Annotated in this window: 18 protein-coding genes; 10 read left to right on the top strand and 8 right to left on the bottom strand. The window is 56.3% G+C overall.

Translation table 11 applies throughout. The features are described 5' to 3' along the window. Positions 1-324 precede the first annotated feature (324 nt). Entirely contained in the window at positions 325-1,320 is a 996-nt protein-coding gene (locus ACQZ6D_RS19910) for a LacI family DNA-binding transcriptional regulator (RefSeq protein WP_065662699.1), read from the bottom strand. 175 nt (positions 1,321-1,495) lie between these two features. Between ACQZ6D_RS19910 and ACQZ6D_RS19915 the strand changes: the two genes are divergently transcribed. From ACQZ6D_RS19915 to ACQZ6D_RS19935, 5 genes are all read left to right on the top strand, one after another. Then, on the top strand, positions 1,496-2,449 hold the full coding sequence (locus ACQZ6D_RS19915; RefSeq protein WP_019565640.1) for a sugar ABC transporter substrate-binding protein: 954 nt from the start codon (positions 1,496-1,498) through the stop codon (positions 2,447-2,449). A 126-nt stretch (positions 2,450-2,575) separates the two neighbouring features. Then, positions 2,576-3,697 (top strand): ABC transporter permease, encoded by a 1,122-nt coding sequence (locus ACQZ6D_RS19920; RefSeq protein WP_065662701.1) that lies wholly within the window; start codon positions 2,576-2,578, stop codon positions 3,695-3,697. Further along, a complete protein-coding gene (locus ACQZ6D_RS19925) occupies positions 3,697-4,485 on the top strand; it encodes an ATP-binding cassette domain-containing protein (protein ID WP_080850482.1) in 789 nt (262 codons plus the stop codon). The genes ACQZ6D_RS19920 and ACQZ6D_RS19925 overlap by 1 nt, the downstream gene beginning before the upstream one ends. Positions 4,486-4,569: 84 nt before the next feature. Continuing rightward, positions 4,570-5,364: a TIM barrel protein gene (locus tag ACQZ6D_RS19930; protein WP_448730177.1), complete on the top strand. Its 795-nt coding sequence runs from the start codon at positions 4,570-4,572 to the stop codon at positions 5,362-5,364. Positions 5,365-5,387: 23 nt separating this feature from the next. Beyond that, entirely contained in the window at positions 5,388-6,401 is a 1,014-nt protein-coding gene (locus ACQZ6D_RS19935) for a Gfo/Idh/MocA family oxidoreductase (protein WP_448730176.1), read from the top strand. A 643-nt stretch (positions 6,402-7,044) separates the two neighbouring features. Here ACQZ6D_RS19935 and ACQZ6D_RS19940 read toward each other — a convergent pair. Further along, positions 7,045-7,941, bottom strand: a complete 897-nt coding sequence (locus tag ACQZ6D_RS19940) for a transglutaminase family protein (RefSeq protein WP_080850473.1) — start codon at positions 7,939-7,941, stop codon at positions 7,045-7,047. A gap of 471 nt (positions 7,942-8,412) precedes the next feature. Next, entirely contained in the window at positions 8,413-9,081 is a 669-nt protein-coding gene (locus tag ACQZ6D_RS19945) for a GntR family transcriptional regulator (protein ID WP_025591213.1), read from the bottom strand. Positions 9,082-9,164: 83 nt separating this feature from the next. On the opposite strand from ACQZ6D_RS19945, the gene ACQZ6D_RS19950 reads away from it, so the two are divergent. From ACQZ6D_RS19950 to ACQZ6D_RS19965, 4 genes are all read left to right on the top strand, one after another. Beyond that, positions 9,165-9,785, top strand: coding sequence for a C39 family peptidase (locus tag ACQZ6D_RS19950; RefSeq protein WP_448730175.1), 621 nt, complete (start codon positions 9,165-9,167; stop codon positions 9,783-9,785). 45 nt (positions 9,786-9,830) lie between these two features. Further along, positions 9,831-10,898, top strand: a complete 1,068-nt coding sequence (locus ACQZ6D_RS19955) for a D-alanine--D-alanine ligase family protein (protein ID WP_019565647.1) — start codon at positions 9,831-9,833, stop codon at positions 10,896-10,898. 188 nt (positions 10,899-11,086) lie between these two features. Continuing rightward, positions 11,087-11,350, top strand: a complete 264-nt coding sequence (locus ACQZ6D_RS19960) for a hypothetical protein (RefSeq protein ID WP_013637284.1) — start codon at positions 11,087-11,089, stop codon at positions 11,348-11,350. An 11-nt stretch (positions 11,351-11,361) separates the two neighbouring features. Continuing rightward, positions 11,362-12,060 (top strand): nucleotidyl transferase AbiEii/AbiGii toxin family protein, encoded by a 699-nt coding sequence (locus tag ACQZ6D_RS19965; RefSeq protein WP_003519101.1) that lies wholly within the window; start codon positions 11,362-11,364, stop codon positions 12,058-12,060. Between the two features lie 215 nt (positions 12,061-12,275). Here the strand turns inward: ACQZ6D_RS19965 and ACQZ6D_RS19970 are convergent, their stop codons facing one another. The 3 genes from ACQZ6D_RS19970 to ACQZ6D_RS19980 all read right to left on the bottom strand — a co-directional run bounded on the left by ACQZ6D_RS19970 (position 12,276) and on the right by ACQZ6D_RS19980 (position 14,059). Further along, the gene (locus ACQZ6D_RS19970; RefSeq protein ID WP_060642074.1) at positions 12,276-12,659 is read right to left on the bottom strand and encodes a type II toxin-antitoxin system VapC family toxin; all 384 of its coding nucleotides are present in this window, start codon (positions 12,657-12,659) and stop codon (positions 12,276-12,278) included. Further along, positions 12,656-12,856, bottom strand: coding sequence for a type II toxin-antitoxin system VapB family antitoxin (locus tag ACQZ6D_RS19975; RefSeq protein WP_013637280.1), 201 nt, complete (start codon positions 12,854-12,856; stop codon positions 12,656-12,658). The genes ACQZ6D_RS19970 and ACQZ6D_RS19975 overlap by 4 nt, the downstream gene beginning before the upstream one ends. A gap of 399 nt (positions 12,857-13,255) precedes the next feature. Continuing rightward, entirely contained in the window at positions 13,256-14,059 is an 804-nt protein-coding gene (locus ACQZ6D_RS19980; RefSeq protein WP_448730174.1) for an AraC family transcriptional regulator, read from the bottom strand. A 74-nt stretch (positions 14,060-14,133) separates the two neighbouring features. Between ACQZ6D_RS19980 and ACQZ6D_RS19985 the strand changes: the two genes are divergently transcribed. Continuing rightward, entirely contained in the window at positions 14,134-15,075 is a 942-nt protein-coding gene (locus ACQZ6D_RS19985; protein ID WP_448730173.1) for an NmrA family NAD(P)-binding protein, read from the top strand. A gap of 188 nt (positions 15,076-15,263) precedes the next feature. Here ACQZ6D_RS19985 and ACQZ6D_RS19990 read toward each other — a convergent pair whose 3' ends face one another. Both ACQZ6D_RS19990 and ACQZ6D_RS19995 read right to left on the bottom strand, forming a co-directional pair. Continuing rightward, positions 15,264-16,295, bottom strand: a complete 1,032-nt coding sequence (locus ACQZ6D_RS19990; protein ID WP_019565654.1) for an ankyrin repeat domain-containing protein — start codon at positions 16,293-16,295, stop codon at positions 15,264-15,266. A gap of 21 nt (positions 16,296-16,316) precedes the next feature. After that, complete coding sequence (locus ACQZ6D_RS19995) at positions 16,317-17,327, bottom strand: alpha/beta fold hydrolase (RefSeq protein ID WP_127966499.1); 1,011 nt, start codon at positions 17,325-17,327, stop codon at positions 16,317-16,319. Positions 17,328-17,374 lie beyond the last annotated feature (47 nt).

Raw genomic sequence — 17,374 nt, forward strand, 5'->3', positions numbered from 1 at the left:
CGCAATGGCCGAACTCGACAAGGCAGCAGATCCTTCGATGTTCGCTCTAGCCTTTGATACCCCAACATCAGACAGCCCCGCACGACACCCTTCCCGACATTCCAAGTGGGCCAGGTACTTGATCTGGCGCGGTTATCTGCGAGTTTGCATTTGAAGTAGTGGCAGGTCGACGGCTCGATCCCGTCCAAGGCGGTTGGTACGCACACTGCATGCCTGCCTCGTTGATGAAATCCAGTTCGGATGACACCCAAGCTTCGCCGCGACTTTGTGACGTTCCGATCGGATGGTCCCAAAGAATATTCAACTGTGATCAGTCGACAGCGTTTAAGTTGAGCGTCGAACGACAAGCTGTCCCCGAAGAGTTACCGTCTTCAAAGCCGAACTCCCCTTGATCATACTCAGAATTGCATCAATCATTTCGTCGCGCGGTTGCTCGTAGGTGGTAATACCGTATCCGAACGAACCGGATATCTCGTAGTTGTCGAAACCCACTATCGCAATATCTTCGGGAACTTGAAGGCGAAAGTTTGCCCGGATCTCATCCATTGCGCCCATCGCCAGAATGTCGTTTTCGCACATTAGCACATCGACGCGATCTTGCGGTGAAGTCTCGCTTAAGTACTTCCTCACCGAGGCCGCACCAGCGTCCAGACTGTATTTTTCCGCGCTCATTTGGACGATGTTTTGGATGCCTTTTTCTGCCCAGAACTCCGTGAAGTAATGGCTTCTTTTTAAAGCCGTGGACAAAGCGGCAGCACCGCTCATGAAGCCCGGGCGTTTGTATCCCTGCGCATGAAGGTGGTCGACGATCTCCCTGAGAGCAAGTTCCGCGTCGCAGACAACCGCTGGCACGCCGTCGATCTGACTGTCACGTGCAAGCACGAACATAGGCGGCATGCCGCGTCCGTGCTGCAGGTCTGTCAGTGTTTCGTCGCGAAACGCTGTACCAAACAGAATGATGGCATCGACCTGACGCTGGTCCGCATGGAGAAGTGCGTTCACATGGTTAAAGTGGCTATTGATATTGATCAGCATCACGACCAGGCCTGCGGCCTGGAGCTTCTCGGTAAGCGCCTCAAGGAAAGGAAGCTTTTGCGGGTTGGAAAAGTCGTCCACGAAGACAGCGATCTGCCCCGTCGAGTTGGTAGCAAGGCTTCGTGCAAGAAGGTTCGGCGTGTAGTTCAAAGCTGCAGCGGTCTCCAGTACCTTCCGCTTGCTTTCGTCGGTAATCGAAGCTCCCGGTGTGAAAGCTCGTATCACGGTCCACTTGGAGACTCCCGCCGCATCTGCCACCTGTTTAGCCGTTGCTCTCTTCCGCATAAACTCTCCGGTAATGGAACATAAATTCCATTTTTTTGATTCAGTGAAATGAATGCTTGCTTTTAACGCATTCTGACATAACATGCACCCGCTTGCACCCGGTAGCAAACACATTTGCACCCGGTAGCATTCGAATTCGTCACTCAGAGGAGTGGGTGACATTGAGGAGGAAAAAATGAAATCCATTTGGAAGAATTTCGCTTCTGCGGCTATTGCCGTGTCACTGATTGGCGCTTGGTCGGTTGGCGTCAAAGCCGAGGAGCAGCCCAGCATTATCGCCGTCACTCATGGACAAGCTTCTGACCCCTTCTGGTCGATCGTGAAAAACGGAATGATGCAGGCCGGCAAGGACATCAATGCCAAGGTTGACTACCGGGCACCCGAGACCTTCGATATGGTCGCAATGGCTCAGCTCATTGAGGCCGCAGTCAATCAAAACCCGGCGGGCATTGTAATTTCCAATCCCGATCCGGATGCGCTAGGCCCGGCGATTGCCAAGGCCATCGCGGCCGGTATCCCCGTCATTTCCATGAATTCCGGCATTGCCGCAACGGAAAAGCTTGGCATCAAGCTTCATGTTGGCCAGGACGAACTTACCGCAGGGGCCAAGGTCGGCGAAAAACTCAAGTCTCTGGGCATGAAGCATGTGCTGTGCGTAAACCAGGAGGTGGGAAATGCCGCCCTTGACCAGCGCTGCGCAGGTACCGCCAAGGGCTTTGAAGGTGGAAAGGTAACGGTCCTGCCGACGTCCGCCGACCCGGCGGAAATTGAATCAAAGATTCAGGCTGCTTTAACCTCGGATTCTTCTGTCGATGTCGTGCTTGGCCTGTCGGCGCCGCTCGTCGGTGAGCGAGCGGTTGCTGTTGTCGAGAAGATGGGCAATGGCGACAAGGTCAAGGTCGCTTCTTTCGATCTCTCGGCCAATTTCCTGAAGGCTGTTTCGGAAGGCAAGGCGCTTTTTGCCGTGGATCAGCAACCCTATCTCCAGGGATATCTGCCAGTCACATTCCTCGCGCTGAATGCAAGATATGGCACGATTCCTGCTGGAAACGTTGCCTCGGGTCCGAGCTTTGTCGAGAAGGATACCGCCGCTTCGGTGATTGAGAAGTCCTCCCAGGGTATCCGCTGAGCGGGACCCATCCGGCAGCTCCCGCACCTCCAGCGGGGGCTGCCCTCATCGCCCGACATCCGATCCGCGTGAAGCGTGAACGGCAGCCGACGGCGCACGTAAACAACTGACATCTGAGGTACGACCATGACGCTGGCCAACGAACAGAACGGGTCCCCGACTCGATCCGACGAGCGCCTGAAAAAGGTTTCGACTTTGACCGCGCTCGCGCGACGTCCGGAACTCGGCGCAGTCGCAGGACTGGTGCTCGTCACAACATTCTTCATGCTGACCGCAAACCCTGCCATGTTCACACTTGCAGGCGTTGTAAACTTCATGGCGCCAGCTGCTCAACTGGGGATTCTTGCGGTTGGCGCGGCACTCTTGATGATCGGCGGCGAATTCGATCTGTCGATCGGCTCGATGGTCGCGTTCGCAGGGCTAGTTTTTGGCACGGCCCTTGTGGTCCTTAATCTGCCGCTCAGCGTCGCGATCCTGATCGCGCTTGCTTTCGCCGTGGTCATCGGTGTCACCAACGCCCAGCTCACCATGCGCACCGGACTTCCATCGTTCATAGTAACGCTTGCGTTTCTCTTCATTCTTCGTGGCCTCACGCTCGTCGGACTGAAGTGGGCGAGCGGCGGTTCAACACAGCTTCGCGGCATGAGGGAAGCTGTGGCGGACAGTCCCCTTGCGCCGCTGTTCTCGGGCGATGCCTTCCCGGGCCTCTTCACGTGGCTTGGCAGTGCAGGCGTCATCGAGACCTTCCCCAATGGAACGCCGAAAGTCCCCGGTATCCCCGTAGAAATTCTCTGGTTTGTGCTGATTGCACTCGTCGCGACCTGGGTTCTGCTGCGCACGAGGTTTGGAAACTGGATCTTTGCATCCGGAGGCGACCCGAAGTCAGCTCGCAAGTCGGGTGTTCCCGTCGCGCGCGTAAAGACGACCCTTTTCATTGTTACCGCCATGTGCGCCACTCTCGTCGCGATCCTCACCGTGCTTGATGCGGGTTCAACGGACGCACGACGGGGATTCCAAAAGGAGTTCGAAGCCATCATTGCGGCCGTCATCGGCGGATGTCTCCTGACTGGAGGATATGGTTCGGCAATCGGTGCGTTCTTCGGATCGATCGTCTTCGGCATGGTCTTGATCGGTCTCACCTACACGTCAATCGACCAGGATTGGTACCTCGTCTTCCTCGGCGGGATGCTGCTGATTGCGGTTATTTTCAACAACATCATTCGCAAGCGTGTGACGGGAGAACGCTGATGAGCACGACCCAGACACCACTCGTCGAGGTCAAGAACCTCGTAAAGCACTTCGGCTCGATTATCGCACTCAACGGCGTTTCGCTGAGTGTTCACGCAGGAGAGGTTCTGTGTCTTCTCGGAGATAACGGAGCCGGAAAATCAACTCTGATCAATACTCTTTCCGGCGTTCACAGACCGACATCCGGCGACTTCCTCGTCGAGGGGAAACAACATCTCTTTACCGGGCCAAGAGATGCGCTCGATGCCGGGATTGCTACCGTCTACCAGGATCTGGCGATGATCCCGCTGATGTCTGTCACAAGAAACTTCTTCATGGGTCGCGAGCCGTTGAAGGGCTTCGGTCCGTTCAAATACATGGACATGGAATTCGCGGATCGCGTGACCAGCGAAGAAATGAAGAGAATCGGCATCGATGTTCGTGAACCCGGTCAGGCCGTCGGCACGCTCTCCGGTGGCGAACGTCAATGCGTGGCGATCGCACGCGCCGTGTATTTCGGGGCGAAAGTCCTCATTCTCGATGAACCGACATCTGCGCTCGGTGTTGCGCAAACCTCGATGGTCCTGAAGTACATCGATCAGGTTCGTCGCAAAGGTCTGGGCGTGATTTTCATTACCCACAACGTCAGACACGCTTTTGCCGTCGGCAACCGTTTTACAGCTCTGAACAGGGGAAAGACGCTTGGCACATTTGCCAAACATGAAATCAGCCTCGATGGCCTGCAGAACCTGATGGCCGGCGGCAAAGAGCTCCAGTCGATCTCCGCGGAGCTGGGCGGCACCATCTGAAGACACTTGGAAACATGAATTTTGGCCCGGCGCGTTCGCCGGGCCTTGGGACAGTCATATCCAAAATCCAAGGAAACACCCCAAATGAGCAGTATGAATAACACCCCGTTTCCGTTAGCCGCCTGCGCGGAGATGCTGTGGCGGGACAAGCCTATCGAATGGCGCGCTTCCCGATTGAAGGAGCAGGGATTTGGCGTGGGCCTCTGGAATTGGCCAGAGCACGACATCGCCAAGCTCGAAGCCACAGGTGCGACCTTCACAATTATGAACGGTTACCTGACCGGGCGCCTTACGGATGAAGAAGGTGCAGCCGAACTTTTGAGAACCGCGCGCGAAACAGCTCAGATCGGTAAACGTCTTGGCGTGCAGCGCCTCAACCTTCACGGCACTGGCCTCGGGGATCGTGGACTACCGATTCAGCCTGTCGAGGTCGTCACGGGAGCCATGTGGCTGAAGGCTCAGGATACGCTACGCCGAATCGTCGACCTCGCGGAAGAAGAAAACGTGGTTTTCACGCTGGAAAACCTCAATCTTCCCGTCGATCACCCCGGCGTTCCGTTCGGGCGCGCCGAAGACACGTTGGCACTCGTATCGAGCATCGACCACCCGCGCCTGCGTTTGAACCTAGATCTCTACCACGCGCAGATCGGTGAGGGGAACCTGATCGAACTTTGCCGCAGGAGCCTGCCGTGGATCGGTGAGATTCAGGTGGCCGATGTACCCGGGCGATTTGAGCCGGGCACCGGCGAAGTGAACTGGAAGGGGATCGCAAGAGCCCTGAGCCACATGGGCTACTCCGGCCCGATCGGGATGGAAGCATGGGCATCCGGAGATGCTGACACCGCGCTTGCTGCCTTCCGCGAAGCCTTCACTCTCTGATTTCAAAAACAGGACTAAAAATCATGACCAAGGTCAAAACAGTCAACGTCGGACTTATCGGGGCAGGGCGCATCGGTTCGTTTCATGGTGAGAGTGTCGCAAAAAGGCTTGTGGACGCGGAGCTGATAGCCGTCGCCGACCCCGCCCCCGGAGCCGCTGGAAAGCTTGCGGAGAGGCTGGGCGCCGACGCTTCTTACACCGACGTTGCAGAAATGCTTTCTCACCCCGGTCTGGATGCGGTCATCATCGCGACACCCGCACGCTTTCACACCAATATCCTCGTGCAGGCTGCGGAGGCCGGCAAAGCGATATTCTGCGAGAAGCCAATGGCGCTCACGCTTGAAGATGCGGACCGCGGCATTGCCGCCGCAAAGGCCGCAGGCGTTCCGCTGCAGGTCGGTTTTAATCGTCGCTGGGACCAGGCATTTGCCGAAGGCCGCGAAGCGATCGATGCCGGAAAGGTCGGCGCAGTTCAACTCATCCGGTCGCTAACGCGTGATCCTGGTCCGTTCGGCGGCGACCCAGGCAGGATTCCTTTGTGGACCATCTTTTATGAAACGTTGATCCACGACTTCGACACCCTGCTTTGGTTGAACCCCGGCGCAAAGCCTGTCGAAGTGTTTGCAATGGCAGATGCGCTGGTTCGCTCGGACGCACGCAATACAGGCTTCCTCGATACCGCCGTCGTCAATATTCGTTTTGACAACGGCTCCATCGCGGTTGCGGAAGCAAACTTCTCTGCAATGTACGGCTACGATATTCGCGGCGAAGTATTCGGCTCCGGCGGAATGGTTGCGATGGGCGACGTACGACGTTCTAGCATGACGCTGTTCGACGCTACTGGCGTATCCAACGACACATGGCGGCGCGATACGGACCACTTCGTTCAGGCCTATACGGCGCAGCTTGCTTCCTTTGTCGATGCTGTTCGTAACGGTGTTGTTCAGAATGCACCAACAGGAGCTGATGCTCGCAACGCTCTGGCGATTGCACTTGCTGCGATTGAATCCGTGTCGAAAAACAGCCGGTTCCTGTGAGTTGAAGGCATAGATGGCAGGGGCCGATATTGCTCCTGCCATCACATAGGTATTGGAAAAATCAGCCACTCAGAAACGCATCGGCGGGGCGAAAGACAATCGTCATGGCAACGAAATCAACAGTTCAGAAGCCCAAAACAGTATATGATTTGAGAAACATGCTTGAGGTCAAAAGCTTGAGGCTATCTAGCCATCAAGAGAGAGTAGCGCGAACTGCTGTCGCTTGCCCGGAAGTCGTCGCCTTCGGGACAGCAACTTCCCTTGCTGTTTGTTGTTCCGTCACCCAGTCGACGGTGGTTCGGTTGGCGACCTCTCTTGGGTTTGAGAGTTAGCGCGAATTCAGACGCGTTTTCCAGCAGCATGTGAAACTCAACGCAACCTACAGATAGGGGAATCGGTCCCTGAGTCTCGCCGTACACCTACCGTGAGGGAAAGCTGCTATTGCCAAGTTTGTTAGCTCGTGTCTCGCCGCTCGGATAGTAGCACACATTCTCACTAATCAACATCGTGCATGTTTGGCGCAGGCGCGAAAAACTGTCGGTTCACCCGGTCGCGGTATCTTCATCATAAAATTCCGTTGCGCCGGCGAATTGCCGTGAGACTAGCTTGGGCGGCAAACGCCGGGATAGGCAATGCGTTCCGATCAGTTGAGCACAGTTTCGATGCGATCATCCGTTGTGACGTTGACCTGGACTGACATGCCCTCGTAGTCAGCGGCTGTTCCGTCGTAACTTCCCCACAAAGGAACTGCCTGCTTCGGATCCCGCGCCACCCCAACACGGATAAGATCACGGTTGCCCACGATACCGTTGGTTGGGTCGAACTCAGCCCAACCGGCGCCCGGCAAATAGATCTGGCACCACGCATGGGTGGAACCGCCGCCAAGGGTGATTGATCCGTCTCGGTCTGGAACGTAGATATAGCCCGTGACGAACCTGGCCGCGAACCCCAGTGATCGAGCGGCCTCCATCATAAGTAGCGCGAAGTCTCGGCAGGTTCCCTTGCGAAGCTGCAGCGTCTCGGTCGGCGCTTGCGTTCCATGCTCTTGTCGTCGGGCATAGATGAAACTTTCATGGATGGCGTAGCACAACGTCATCAGCAGGTGCCCGGTTTCAGTGGGTTGCCCGGCTCGCACGAATTGGCGCGCCCATTTACCGACCTGATCATGTGGATCAGCGTAATGGCGCTGGATGGTTCGTTCCAGATCCAGCGCTTCGTCTGGATCATATGAAAACGGGTAAGTCAAAGCGTCCTGATCGATTTGCAGATCAATTGCGACATAGGGTGTATGGTCAAGGCGAATGACGGTTTCGAAGCGGAGCTCACGTGAGGGTTGAGCAAAGCCTATGACTGCGACGCAGTTTCCGAACACATCATGGATCCAACGAAGATAGTCCGGTTCCGGGTCGATGAGGAGTCGGGAGCTCAGCAGCGTCTGATCGAAACTGTCTCTCGGTCTGAACAAAAGTCTGTGCTCTCCGAACTCAACCGGCCGTCTATAACGATAGGACGTGACGTGTCGGACGGTAAATATTGTCATCGATCACCGGGGGTACGAGGTCCAGGACGGCTGGTACCGTATCACTCTAAAGAAGCACATGCATTGTTACATCGTTCCAGCTGGCATGAGATAATCCGCGCGGGCGATGGCCCCCAACCTATTGGTGACAATCCGGCTGAGGTTGAAAACCGTGATGCAGCCTATCAAATGTCCCGAAGAAGCCCACGCCTAATCCACCTTGAGCCCGCCCGATGCGTTCGCGACGTTAAGCTAAAATCACTCTTTGTCCACTTTCAGCCGAAGCGAAAGATAGTTTTAAGTCGAAACTTCCGAAGAGGTCGTGATAACGCAACGGTCTGTCAGGGTAGATTCCTACTTCCGCGGTGTGGGGGTCAGCGGTTCACCTCTCATCAAGAGCAAAAAATGAACCTGTTACCCGTCTCAACGGCAGCGAATCTCCTAAGTCAAGCGTACTTTCGCCCGTCTCGAACGCTGAACCGGCGAGCCGCCTTAGCTCGACTGGGCGGCCGTGCTGAGCTTGCGACTTCCTTCAAGCAAATGACGCTGCAAAATTGCACTTGCAGCGTCGATATTCCGATCTCTGCAAGCCTTTAGCAGAGCACGGTGCTCCTCCTGCGATTGCTGCTCATAGTCCAAGCTGGATAGCAATACACGTACGTAGCGGTCGGCTGCATCATGGTGGGTAGCGATAAGGCCGATGAGCCGCTCATTTTGGCAGGCGCCGTAAAGTGTCATGTGGAACTGCTTATTCAGCGTCCCCCAACGTCCCACATCCTTCTCAGCGTCGATCTGGGCGAGAAATGTTGCCGCCCTGTCCAAATCGGCTGTCGTCAGCCCTACATATGATAGGCGCAAGGCTTCCGTCTCCAGTAGCGAGCGAATGGAATAGATCTCCGCAATCTCCTTGGCATCTATTCTTGCCACGAAGGCCCCCTTTGTCGGGTGAATGGTTACGAGGCCCTCGCTTTCCAGAAGCCTCAAGGCATCACGCACAGGCATGCGGCTGAACCCAAATCGTGCGGCCAGCTCGTCTTGTCGGAGCGCGACGCCACTGCGAAGCTCTCCACCGGAAATCGCTTCCCTCAGAACCCTTGCGATACGATCCGCCACGGTCTCCGGCCGGATGGTTTCAACATTTATTGCGACGAAATCGTTCATGGCCAACCTTCTCCGAGACAGCAATCATCTTGATCATGCCAAGCAACCTCGTATACGAGTATACCGCTCAGGAGATTTTTGCCATGCCCTTATCAACAGGCGTCGTTCCTTATTTCAGTCAGTGGGAAACACCGGAGATGACATTGCCCGTGCTTGCCGAAGGATCTGCGGCGCTGCTGCGCGATCCGCTCTGGCGGCAATCGGGTGCCGAGACGATCGAGGAATACGCGCGCTGGGCGGTCAATGTCTGCGGCATGGCCTGCCTGAAGATGATCCTGGCAGCGCGCGGCGACCTGCTTCCGACGCTTGCTCTCGCCCGTGCCTGCACCGCCTATGGCGGCTATGTCGTCAACGAGCTGGATGCTCCGATCAAGGGACTGATCTATGCGCCCTTCGTGACCTATGTGGGCGAGCGCTTCGGGCTCTCAGCAGAAACGATGACGGGTGTCGCAACAGAGAGCATCCCCGCTCTGCTCGCTGAGCGCCCGTTCTTCATCGCCTCGGTCAATAGCGGCATACGCTGGCCGGAACGCATGCCGCCCTCAAAAGGCGGGCATCTCATTCTGGTGACGGCAGCCTCGGCTGATACGGTCCGTTTCCACAATCCATCCGGTCATGATGCTGCGAGCCAGGCGGATGTGCTGCTACCGCTTGCCATATTCGACCGCTTCTTTGCCAATCGCGGCATCTCGATCGGCTTCTGACATCTATTTAGACTATTTAGACACGAGATTATTTTGGGGGTTTTCATGACATCTTCCCGCGGCAAGCTGCGCATCGCCGTTCTCTTCGGCGGCCGCTCGGCCGAACACGACGTCTCCGTCATGTCGGCGACGAATGTCGTGGGGGCACTGGAGCCCTCGAAATACGAGGCGGTGCCGATCTTCGTGACGCGGGAAGGCGAGTGGCTGCTCAGCCATTTCGAAAATGGCGTGCTCGCCAGGCCGGCAAACGGCACCGAAATCGCATTGGTGCCCGGCGGGCGTGGGCGGATGATCGCCATCGACGGCGGCAGGATGAGCGATGCCGGGAAGATCGATATTCTGTTCCCGGTTCTGCATGGTATTTTCGGCGAGGATGGTTCCGTGCAGGGACTGGCGGAGGTGGCCCGCGTGCCACTGGTTGGCTGCGGCATCCTGGGTTCAGCGACAGCGCTTGACAAGGATATCGCCAAGCAGCTGCTGCGGGCGGCGGGGTTACCGGTGGCGCGTGCTGTTACCGTGCATGCGGATCGGGTGCCGTCCTTCGACACGCTTGAGATCGCGTTGGGTTTGCCGCTGTTCGTTAAGCCGGCGCGTCAGGGGTCTTCGGTCGGCGTGCGCAAGGTTTCCGGCAACCAGGAATTTGCGCCGGCGCTCGCGGAGGGCTTCAAGCATGACCGCAAGCTGCTTGCCGAGGAATTCATCCGCGGCCGCGAGATCGAGTGCAGCGTGCTCGAGGACGCCAAGGGTGGCCTGTTCGTCTCTCGCCCGGGTGAGATCATCCCGGCCGAAAGCCATGGCTTCTATAGCTACGATGCGAAATATATCGACGACGATGGCGCGGCGCTGACGGTTCCGGCAGAGCTTCCGCCAGAGGTTGAGACGAAGATCCGCGAGACGGCAGCACTCGCCTTCCGGGCGCTCGGTTGCGACGGTATGGCGCGTGTCGATTTCTTCCTGACCGAGGACATGGCTTTTTTGGTCAACGAGGTGAACACCATTCCGGGGTTCACCGATATCAGCATGTATGCGAAGGCGATGGCGGCAAGCGGCGTCAGCTATCCTGAGGTAATCGACCGGCTCGTTGAACACGGTTTTGCGCGCGCCGGCCTCTGAGCCGCAAAATGCCTCTTCCCGGTGTAGTAGACATGCACCGGGAAGAAAAACGCCGCAGCTTCGTCTGCTCTTGTGACAAGAACTGGAATAAGCCGGATTAATGCCGTTGCATGCCTGCGTCTGCTGTGTTTCTTGCGTTTTTGGCGGGTATGTATTACATAACTTATTGAAAATTGGTGGTGATAACGATGTCTAGCGTTGCGATTAAGGTACTGTCGACGGTGAACGCCCCTTACGGGACGAACCTTTCGGCTGAGCAACTCGCTTCGAAGATTTCGGATTTTGCGAGCGTTGAGAATTTCGATGCTTCGGCATTCTCATTCTATTCCGAAGTGAAAGCCGAGCTCCAGCACCAGTTTCTGGATGAGATGGAAATCGACCACGGTACAGCATCCGAGATTGCCCAGAAATTCTCGCAGCTAGCTGGATATCCCCTCGCCCTGGCCGCCTGAGGGTTGTCCTGATGAGCCAATGGGAAAGCCTTTTCGACCAGGCTGCGTCAATTATCAATCAGGCGAACTCTTCTTTTAAACTCCTCGATAGCTGGACTTTCGGGGGTGGCACCGCCCTTATGCTCCAGATAAACCATCGTGAAAGCTTCGATATCGACATTTTCGTCGATGATCCGCAGGTCCTCCCATATCTGAACCCGACAACACAGGGCTATACCCTGCAGGTGAACCCAGATGAATATGTTTCGGACGGGACGCATGCGTTGAAAATCGTGTTCGCGGGCATCGGTGAAATTGACTTCATTTGTGCTCCAAGTCTGACCAACGATCCAACATCCCGCGTCGCAGTACGTGGAATCCAAGTTGACCTTGAGACCCCGGGCGAAATCATCGCGAAGAAGGTTCACTATCGAGGATCCTCTCTTCAGCCACGTGACATGTTCGATATCGCGTGCATCGCCAAGGCATGCGGCGATGGATACGTTCTCGAAGCTCTCTTGCCATTCAAAAACAGGGCCGCCGCTGCATTGGCCGTCGCCGAGAGAATGGATGCAGGCCTCGCTAGCACAGTTATGGGGAAGCTTCAGTATAGAGAAGGATATGCGGATATTTCGAAAACTGCTCAAGCGACGACAATCTCGCTTTTGAAAGCGGTGTGCGATCACAAGCCAGCGGTATCCGCAGCGCCTTCCTCTACGTCTCCGCGCTGATTTCTCCGCAACTTGGCGACCTTAGCTATACCGCCGTTCGGTCGATCATTCTTTCGGTGCGCATCATTCCGATTAGCCAGCAAAACCAAGTTAGGGCGGCGCCTGCGAGTGTGAATGAATTGCGTCGCAAAATGCTTAGCCAATCCACGACGCGTGGACGACGGTTCGAATCCGTTCAAGAGCCACAATATTGCTGGGCGTCCTGCGTTGCTGGGCTAACGAGAGGCTTGCGCGTGCGTGTAAAGTGCCACACCAACTTTTTGTGCTGCGGCCGCTAGGCGCTTATCTCTTGTCCACAAGCTTGATCGCCGGTCGAGCAACGTTGAAGTAAGTAAATGCGCATCTGTGTAACCAATCCCCATGCTGAATATCGAATGACGATCAATGATCGTCATTACTTCTGCATGGGTCGCGATTAGCGCCTCGCGTTGAGCTGCTAGGAATTCTAAAACTGCAGCCCTCTCTCTTAAGCTGCCGAGCGCCAATTCGCCCACAACGAATGGGTGGCAGAGCAACTGGTCATCATTGATGATTTTTCGTAGTTCTGAGTCATCGTATCGAAAATGATTTATCCAGATCGAGGTGTCTACCAGGATCACTTTGCCACGTCGCTCCGTCGGCGAGGCGACGCTTCAGCCTCAGGCATAGAGCCGCCAAGCGCGATCAGCCGTTTGCCGGATTCCACACGCACGAGTGTCTCCAGCGCTTGCCGCACGAGAGCTGCTGTTTCCTTGGTGCCCGTGAGGGACTTGGCCCGTTCCATAAGATTGTCGTCGATATTTATGGTTGATCGCATGTTCCAGCCCCCGTAGATGAGTAGCTCATATAGCACCATTTGGTGCGAAAATCCACGACTCATCGCGTGCGGCTAACATCTTCATGTTTCACGGATGGTTGATTCGTATCCGTTCAAGGCGTGGGTATTGGTGTTTTGGGGACATGCACTTAGAAGTAACGCGCATCCTCTCAATAGCTTCAACGCCGAAAATCCAAATGATTGATACAAAGGGGGGCTGTCGATCCCGGATCCCAGCGCTACCGTCGCCTCTCTGATCGGCTGGGTGAGGTCGAGCCCTTTTTCGACCTTGTTCCTGAGCGGGACGACGCAAGATCCATCGTCCGTAGTAGGCCCATTGTAGTCACCGCACGTGCTGCAAGGGCCGACCAGTGTTGAGAAATTCGACTACTCGGAAAATCACCTCGCGAAGTAGCGGGTCGGTGTTGTTCCCAATGCCTTCTTGAACATGACGATAAAGGCAGTAGGGGATTCGTATCCCAAGTCGCTCGACACCCTCTGGACCGTCGCGCCGCTGGCCAGTTCGCGCAACGCGATGACCAGATGCAGTTGCCGCCGCCATCGGCCGAAGGTAAGTCCCGTTTCCTGGACCATCAGCCGCTTCAAGGATCGCTCACTCATGGCAACGTGTGTCGCCCAATCCAAGAGGGTGCGACGATCGCTCGGCTCCGCCATCAGGGCAGCGGTGATCGCGGCGATTTTGGGATGGCTGGAGGCGGGCAAATCCAGCCCCTGTATCGGCATTTGCGCGAGTTCGTCCAGCAAGACCTGCACCATACGGCCGACATGATTGTCCGGAGGAGAATTGACGGGTACATCCGCCAGTCGGAGGATCATCTCGCGGAGCATCGGTGACACAGACAAAGTACAGCACTCATGAGGCAGTGTCGCTGCGCCTGGTTGAACGAACAGATAGGACAGGCGTGCGTTGGACGTCACCTGGTTGCTGTGGGGCACGCCGCCGGGTATCCAGACTCCGCAGTCTGGTGGGACAATCCAGATGCCATTTTCCGTCTTGCAGGTGACGGCCCCATGCAGGGCCAAGATGAGCTGCCCTTCCTCGTGCTGGTGCTGGGGTACTTCAGCCTCATAGTCATTGAAGTCGAGGCGAACAGCGAAGGCCGGACGATCCGACTGGTCGAGATCAATGTCATCGTAGCAGGAACGCAGCAGTTTTGCGGATTGGCCCGATTTCGAGATCATTTGGCACTATCTCCAAATTCGTACGCACAGCAATAGTCTACTAATCGGCGATCAACAACCGCAAGGAGACTGTCATGCGAATTTCTGTCGTCGGTGCCACGGGACGAGTTGGCGCTAAACTTACCCGGAACTTACTGAAGGCCGGGCATCAGGTTAGAGCATTGTCGCGAGGTGGCCCCGCGCTGGGCGCGCTGGTCGAGCTTGGTGCAGAGCCATTTCTGGGAAGCTTTGACACCGGAGAGGGAGACCTTGACCAGTTTTTCCAGGGTGCCGATGCTGCCTTCCTTATGGTGAAGACCGATTGGAACAACATCGAGGGGCATTACCCCGCTGTTGCCAAGCGCTTTGTCGATGCGCTCAAAAAATCCTCTGTCAACCTGGCCGTGAGCCTGACGGCCATGGGTTCGGACGTGAAGGGGAAAACGGGCCATTTCGAATGCTTTCACGATCTGGACGAAAAGTTAAACGAACTCGGCAACATCGATTTGGTCCACCTGCGCGCCGCTTGGTTCATGGACGACGTATCGGCGTGGATGGGGCCGGTTGCCAAATACGGTCGAATTGCCTGGTTCTGCAAACCCGATTTGAAGATGCCCTGGGTGGCGACCGATGACATTGCGTGGCTGGCGGCCAAGGAATTGACCAATCCGAGGGGCAGACACCGCGTATACCTCGAAGTAGGCTCGGAAGATGTCTCGATGAACGAACTGGCCGAAATCATTGGCAAGAAGATCGGCAAGCCGGTGGATTACCGATACATCGAAACGACCCGTAAAGACGTCGAGGCTGAATTTCTGGCACGGTTCGGGACGCTGGAGAAATGGCAGGACGACACCCTCAGTGCTGACGCTTTGAACAGTGGCATCGTAAGGTTCCATGGGGAGCACGAGTATCGTCCGAAATTGCCCACGACGATGGAGACGTTCATTGCTGATGTCTGGAAGACCCGCTATCTGGACGCGGTCAAAGCGGGAGAACAGCGAGAAACGTTTTTCATGTGGGCTGCCAGAGACTAGCTATGGCGGCTCTTTTGACCCGTCCCCCACGCGTTCGACCATCCCGGATGCTACCGCAAATTGTTGATGTGCGGTAGCTAAACGAGCGAAATTTGCGCAGCTTGGCCATCAAACCGAGATCACACCACTGCACTACGGATCAGTCTTTAATTTCCATCGCCGCGCCCTTGAGAGCTCAACGAGTTAACTCAACGGATTTCTGGTTGGGATCCAGTCTGCTGACTGTCGCTGCTCAGCATTTCAACGATCGGTTCATAGCCGTAGAGAGTAGCGAGGCTCAGTGGTGTTAGGCCCGAGTGAGTTTTCAGATCACGGCGAGCACCAGCGCGCACAAGGGATGCAACTGCATCTACGTATCCATGCCAAACAGCGTCGTGCAAAGCGGTCAGGCCATTGTAAGGACCCTGCGCATCGAGCTCAATCTGTGTGTCCCCCTGTTTTGCTGCTGACGTCAGAATATCGATGTGATCCGCCTTCCCAAAATAGGCAGCATCGTGAAGTGGCGAACCGCGCATGAGACCGATGGTGCGGCGAGGATCTGCCCCAGCATCCAGCAATAGGCGCACGATTTCGGCATGACCTTCGCGAACTGCAAGACCGAGAGGCGTGTAGTCGTCATCGAACGTCCCGGTTATCGGCACCCGAACCTCAAAATCCGCGCCATCTGCGATCAGCCGCTTCACCTCCTCAATATTTCCGGCCTTGACTGATGAGATGATCGACAAGCTGGCGATGTGCTTTTCATCCGCCTCATCTCTTTCCTCAATCAGCGCTGCGATTGCTTTCAGGTCGTCATACTTGGCGATGTCGAGCGCGGTCTGTTGCCAGTAATTCCGTATCGTGGTGCGCGCGCGGCGCGACAGCAAAACCCGCACAACAGCTTCGTGCTTGTGAAGCACGGCATCCATCAATGCGGTATTGCCAAGAACTGGCGATTGCTGATTGATGAAGGCTCCGTGGTCAAGCAGAATCCCGATCACGTCGGCGCTGCCGGACTGTGCCGCTTTGTGGATTGCCGTTGCTCCCATTCGAGGGTCCGCCGTCAGCACGTCCGCGCCGGCAGTAAGGAGCAAAGCAACAGCTTGTGCCTGCCCAAGCGCAGACGCGATCATCAACGGCGTGAGACCATCGGGGCCTCTAGCGTTAACGTCCGCCCCGGCGTCGATAGCTTCTTTGACCGAAGCAAGATCGCCTGTACGAAGTGCGTGAGAAAGTATCATGGTTCTATGTTCCTTGATCGATTAGACAGTTGCTGAAACGGCGGCATTCAGGCCGTTCAGGAATTTGATGATTTCGGCATTCACGCGTTCGCGGGCCTCATGATGAGGCCAGTGACCTACACCTTCCAGGCGCACGACATCGACGAGCCCGGGCGCTGTCTTGCGCATCTCTTCCACGGTTGGTGGGACCGGGTGGAACAGTCGGCACAACCCATCTGCATCGCCCCAAATATAAAGCGATGGCTGCTTGATCAGTACGTCCTTGTACGCGGCGAGATGCTCAAACGTCGCCTGCACGCCACGGTACTGGTTCAGACCGCCTCTGAATCCCGTTCGCTGGAACGTGTCGATGTTGTGCTTCACATAGGCTGGATCGGCCCAAGTCGGCAGCACGTCAGGGGCAGGTCGAAACATATTCCGCTTTGCGTCGATGGGGTCCCAGCCGGTTCCTTCGGCGGGTTCGCCCGAGAGCCAATAAAGTGCACTCGGAATAGTCTTGCTGGCATCACGGATACGGTCATCCGTCTCCGGCTTCATCATGTCGAAAGCATAATAGAGATCGCCGAGACCGCGACTGCGTAGCAAGTCCCATGTACTCAGCTCGCCACGCGGCAGGAACGGGATGCCGAGCGTTATGATGCCGTTGAAACGATCCGGTCGCATGACCATCGCCCGTTGTCCGTGGTCGGCACCCCAGTCATGGGATATGATGGTTGCGGTAGGCACCTGCAACGCATCAAGGATGCCAATCAGGTCGCCAACAATTAGGGCCCCGCTGTAAAGTGCGGGATCGTTCGGGGCATAGCTGTCGCCGAAACCCCTCATGTCGAGCGCGATCGCGCGGTATCCGTTTTCTGCGACAACTTGCATCTGGCTACGCCACGTTTCCACAGTGTCTGGAAATCCGTGCAAGAAGAGCACTACTGGACCGCGGCCTTGTTCAACCACATGGAAAGAGGCTCCGTTGGCCTCGATTTGCGAATGGTGTACGGGATGATCCGTGGCGGCTGATGCTTTATGAGTGTGGTTCATTTTCTGCTCCAGGTTATGCTTGATCCGAGCCTTGCAGCGCGTGTTGG

Source organism: Agrobacterium sp. 22-3639C2 (assembly GCF_053522105.1).

What these genes read in the sequence shown, in the direction of transcription:
- ACQZ6D_RS19910 (WP_065662699.1), bottom strand. Translation starts at nt 1,320, where the DNA reads ATGCGGAAGAGAGCAACGGCTAAACAGGTGGCAGATGCGGCGGGAGTC.
- ACQZ6D_RS19915 (WP_019565640.1), top strand. Translation starts at nt 1,496, where the DNA reads ATGAAATCCATTTGGAAGAATTTCGCTTCTGCGGCTATTGCCGTGTCA.
- ACQZ6D_RS19920 (WP_065662701.1), top strand. Translation starts at nt 2,576, where the DNA reads ATGACGCTGGCCAACGAACAGAACGGGTCCCCGACTCGATCCGACGAG.
- ACQZ6D_RS19925 (WP_080850482.1), top strand. Translation starts at nt 3,697, where the DNA reads ATGAGCACGACCCAGACACCACTCGTCGAGGTCAAGAACCTCGTAAAG.
- ACQZ6D_RS19930 (WP_448730177.1), top strand. Translation starts at nt 4,570, where the DNA reads ATGAGCAGTATGAATAACACCCCGTTTCCGTTAGCCGCCTGCGCGGAG.
- ACQZ6D_RS19935 (WP_448730176.1), top strand. Translation starts at nt 5,388, where the DNA reads ATGACCAAGGTCAAAACAGTCAACGTCGGACTTATCGGGGCAGGGCGC.
- ACQZ6D_RS19940 (WP_080850473.1), bottom strand. Translation starts at nt 7,941, where the DNA reads ATGACAATATTTACCGTCCGACACGTCACGTCCTATCGTTATAGACGG.
- ACQZ6D_RS19945 (WP_025591213.1), bottom strand. Translation starts at nt 9,081, where the DNA reads ATGAACGATTTCGTCGCAATAAATGTTGAAACCATCCGGCCGGAGACC.
- ACQZ6D_RS19950 (WP_448730175.1), top strand. Translation starts at nt 9,165, where the DNA reads ATGCCCTTATCAACAGGCGTCGTTCCTTATTTCAGTCAGTGGGAAACA.
- ACQZ6D_RS19955 (WP_019565647.1), top strand. Translation starts at nt 9,831, where the DNA reads ATGACATCTTCCCGCGGCAAGCTGCGCATCGCCGTTCTCTTCGGCGGC.
- ACQZ6D_RS19960 (WP_013637284.1), top strand. Translation starts at nt 11,087, where the DNA reads ATGTCTAGCGTTGCGATTAAGGTACTGTCGACGGTGAACGCCCCTTAC.
- ACQZ6D_RS19965 (WP_003519101.1), top strand. Translation starts at nt 11,362, where the DNA reads ATGAGCCAATGGGAAAGCCTTTTCGACCAGGCTGCGTCAATTATCAAT.
- ACQZ6D_RS19975 (WP_013637280.1), bottom strand. Translation starts at nt 12,856, where the DNA reads ATGCGATCAACCATAAATATCGACGACAATCTTATGGAACGGGCCAAG.
- ACQZ6D_RS19980 (WP_448730174.1), bottom strand. Translation starts at nt 14,059, where the DNA reads ATGATCTCGAAATCGGGCCAATCCGCAAAACTGCTGCGTTCCTGCTAC.
- ACQZ6D_RS19985 (WP_448730173.1), top strand. Translation starts at nt 14,134, where the DNA reads ATGCGAATTTCTGTCGTCGGTGCCACGGGACGAGTTGGCGCTAAACTT.
- ACQZ6D_RS19990 (WP_019565654.1), bottom strand. Translation starts at nt 16,295, where the DNA reads ATGATACTTTCTCACGCACTTCGTACAGGCGATCTTGCTTCGGTCAAA.
- ACQZ6D_RS19995 (WP_127966499.1), bottom strand. Translation starts at nt 17,327, where the DNA reads ATGAACCACACTCATAAAGCATCAGCCGCCACGGATCATCCCGTACAC.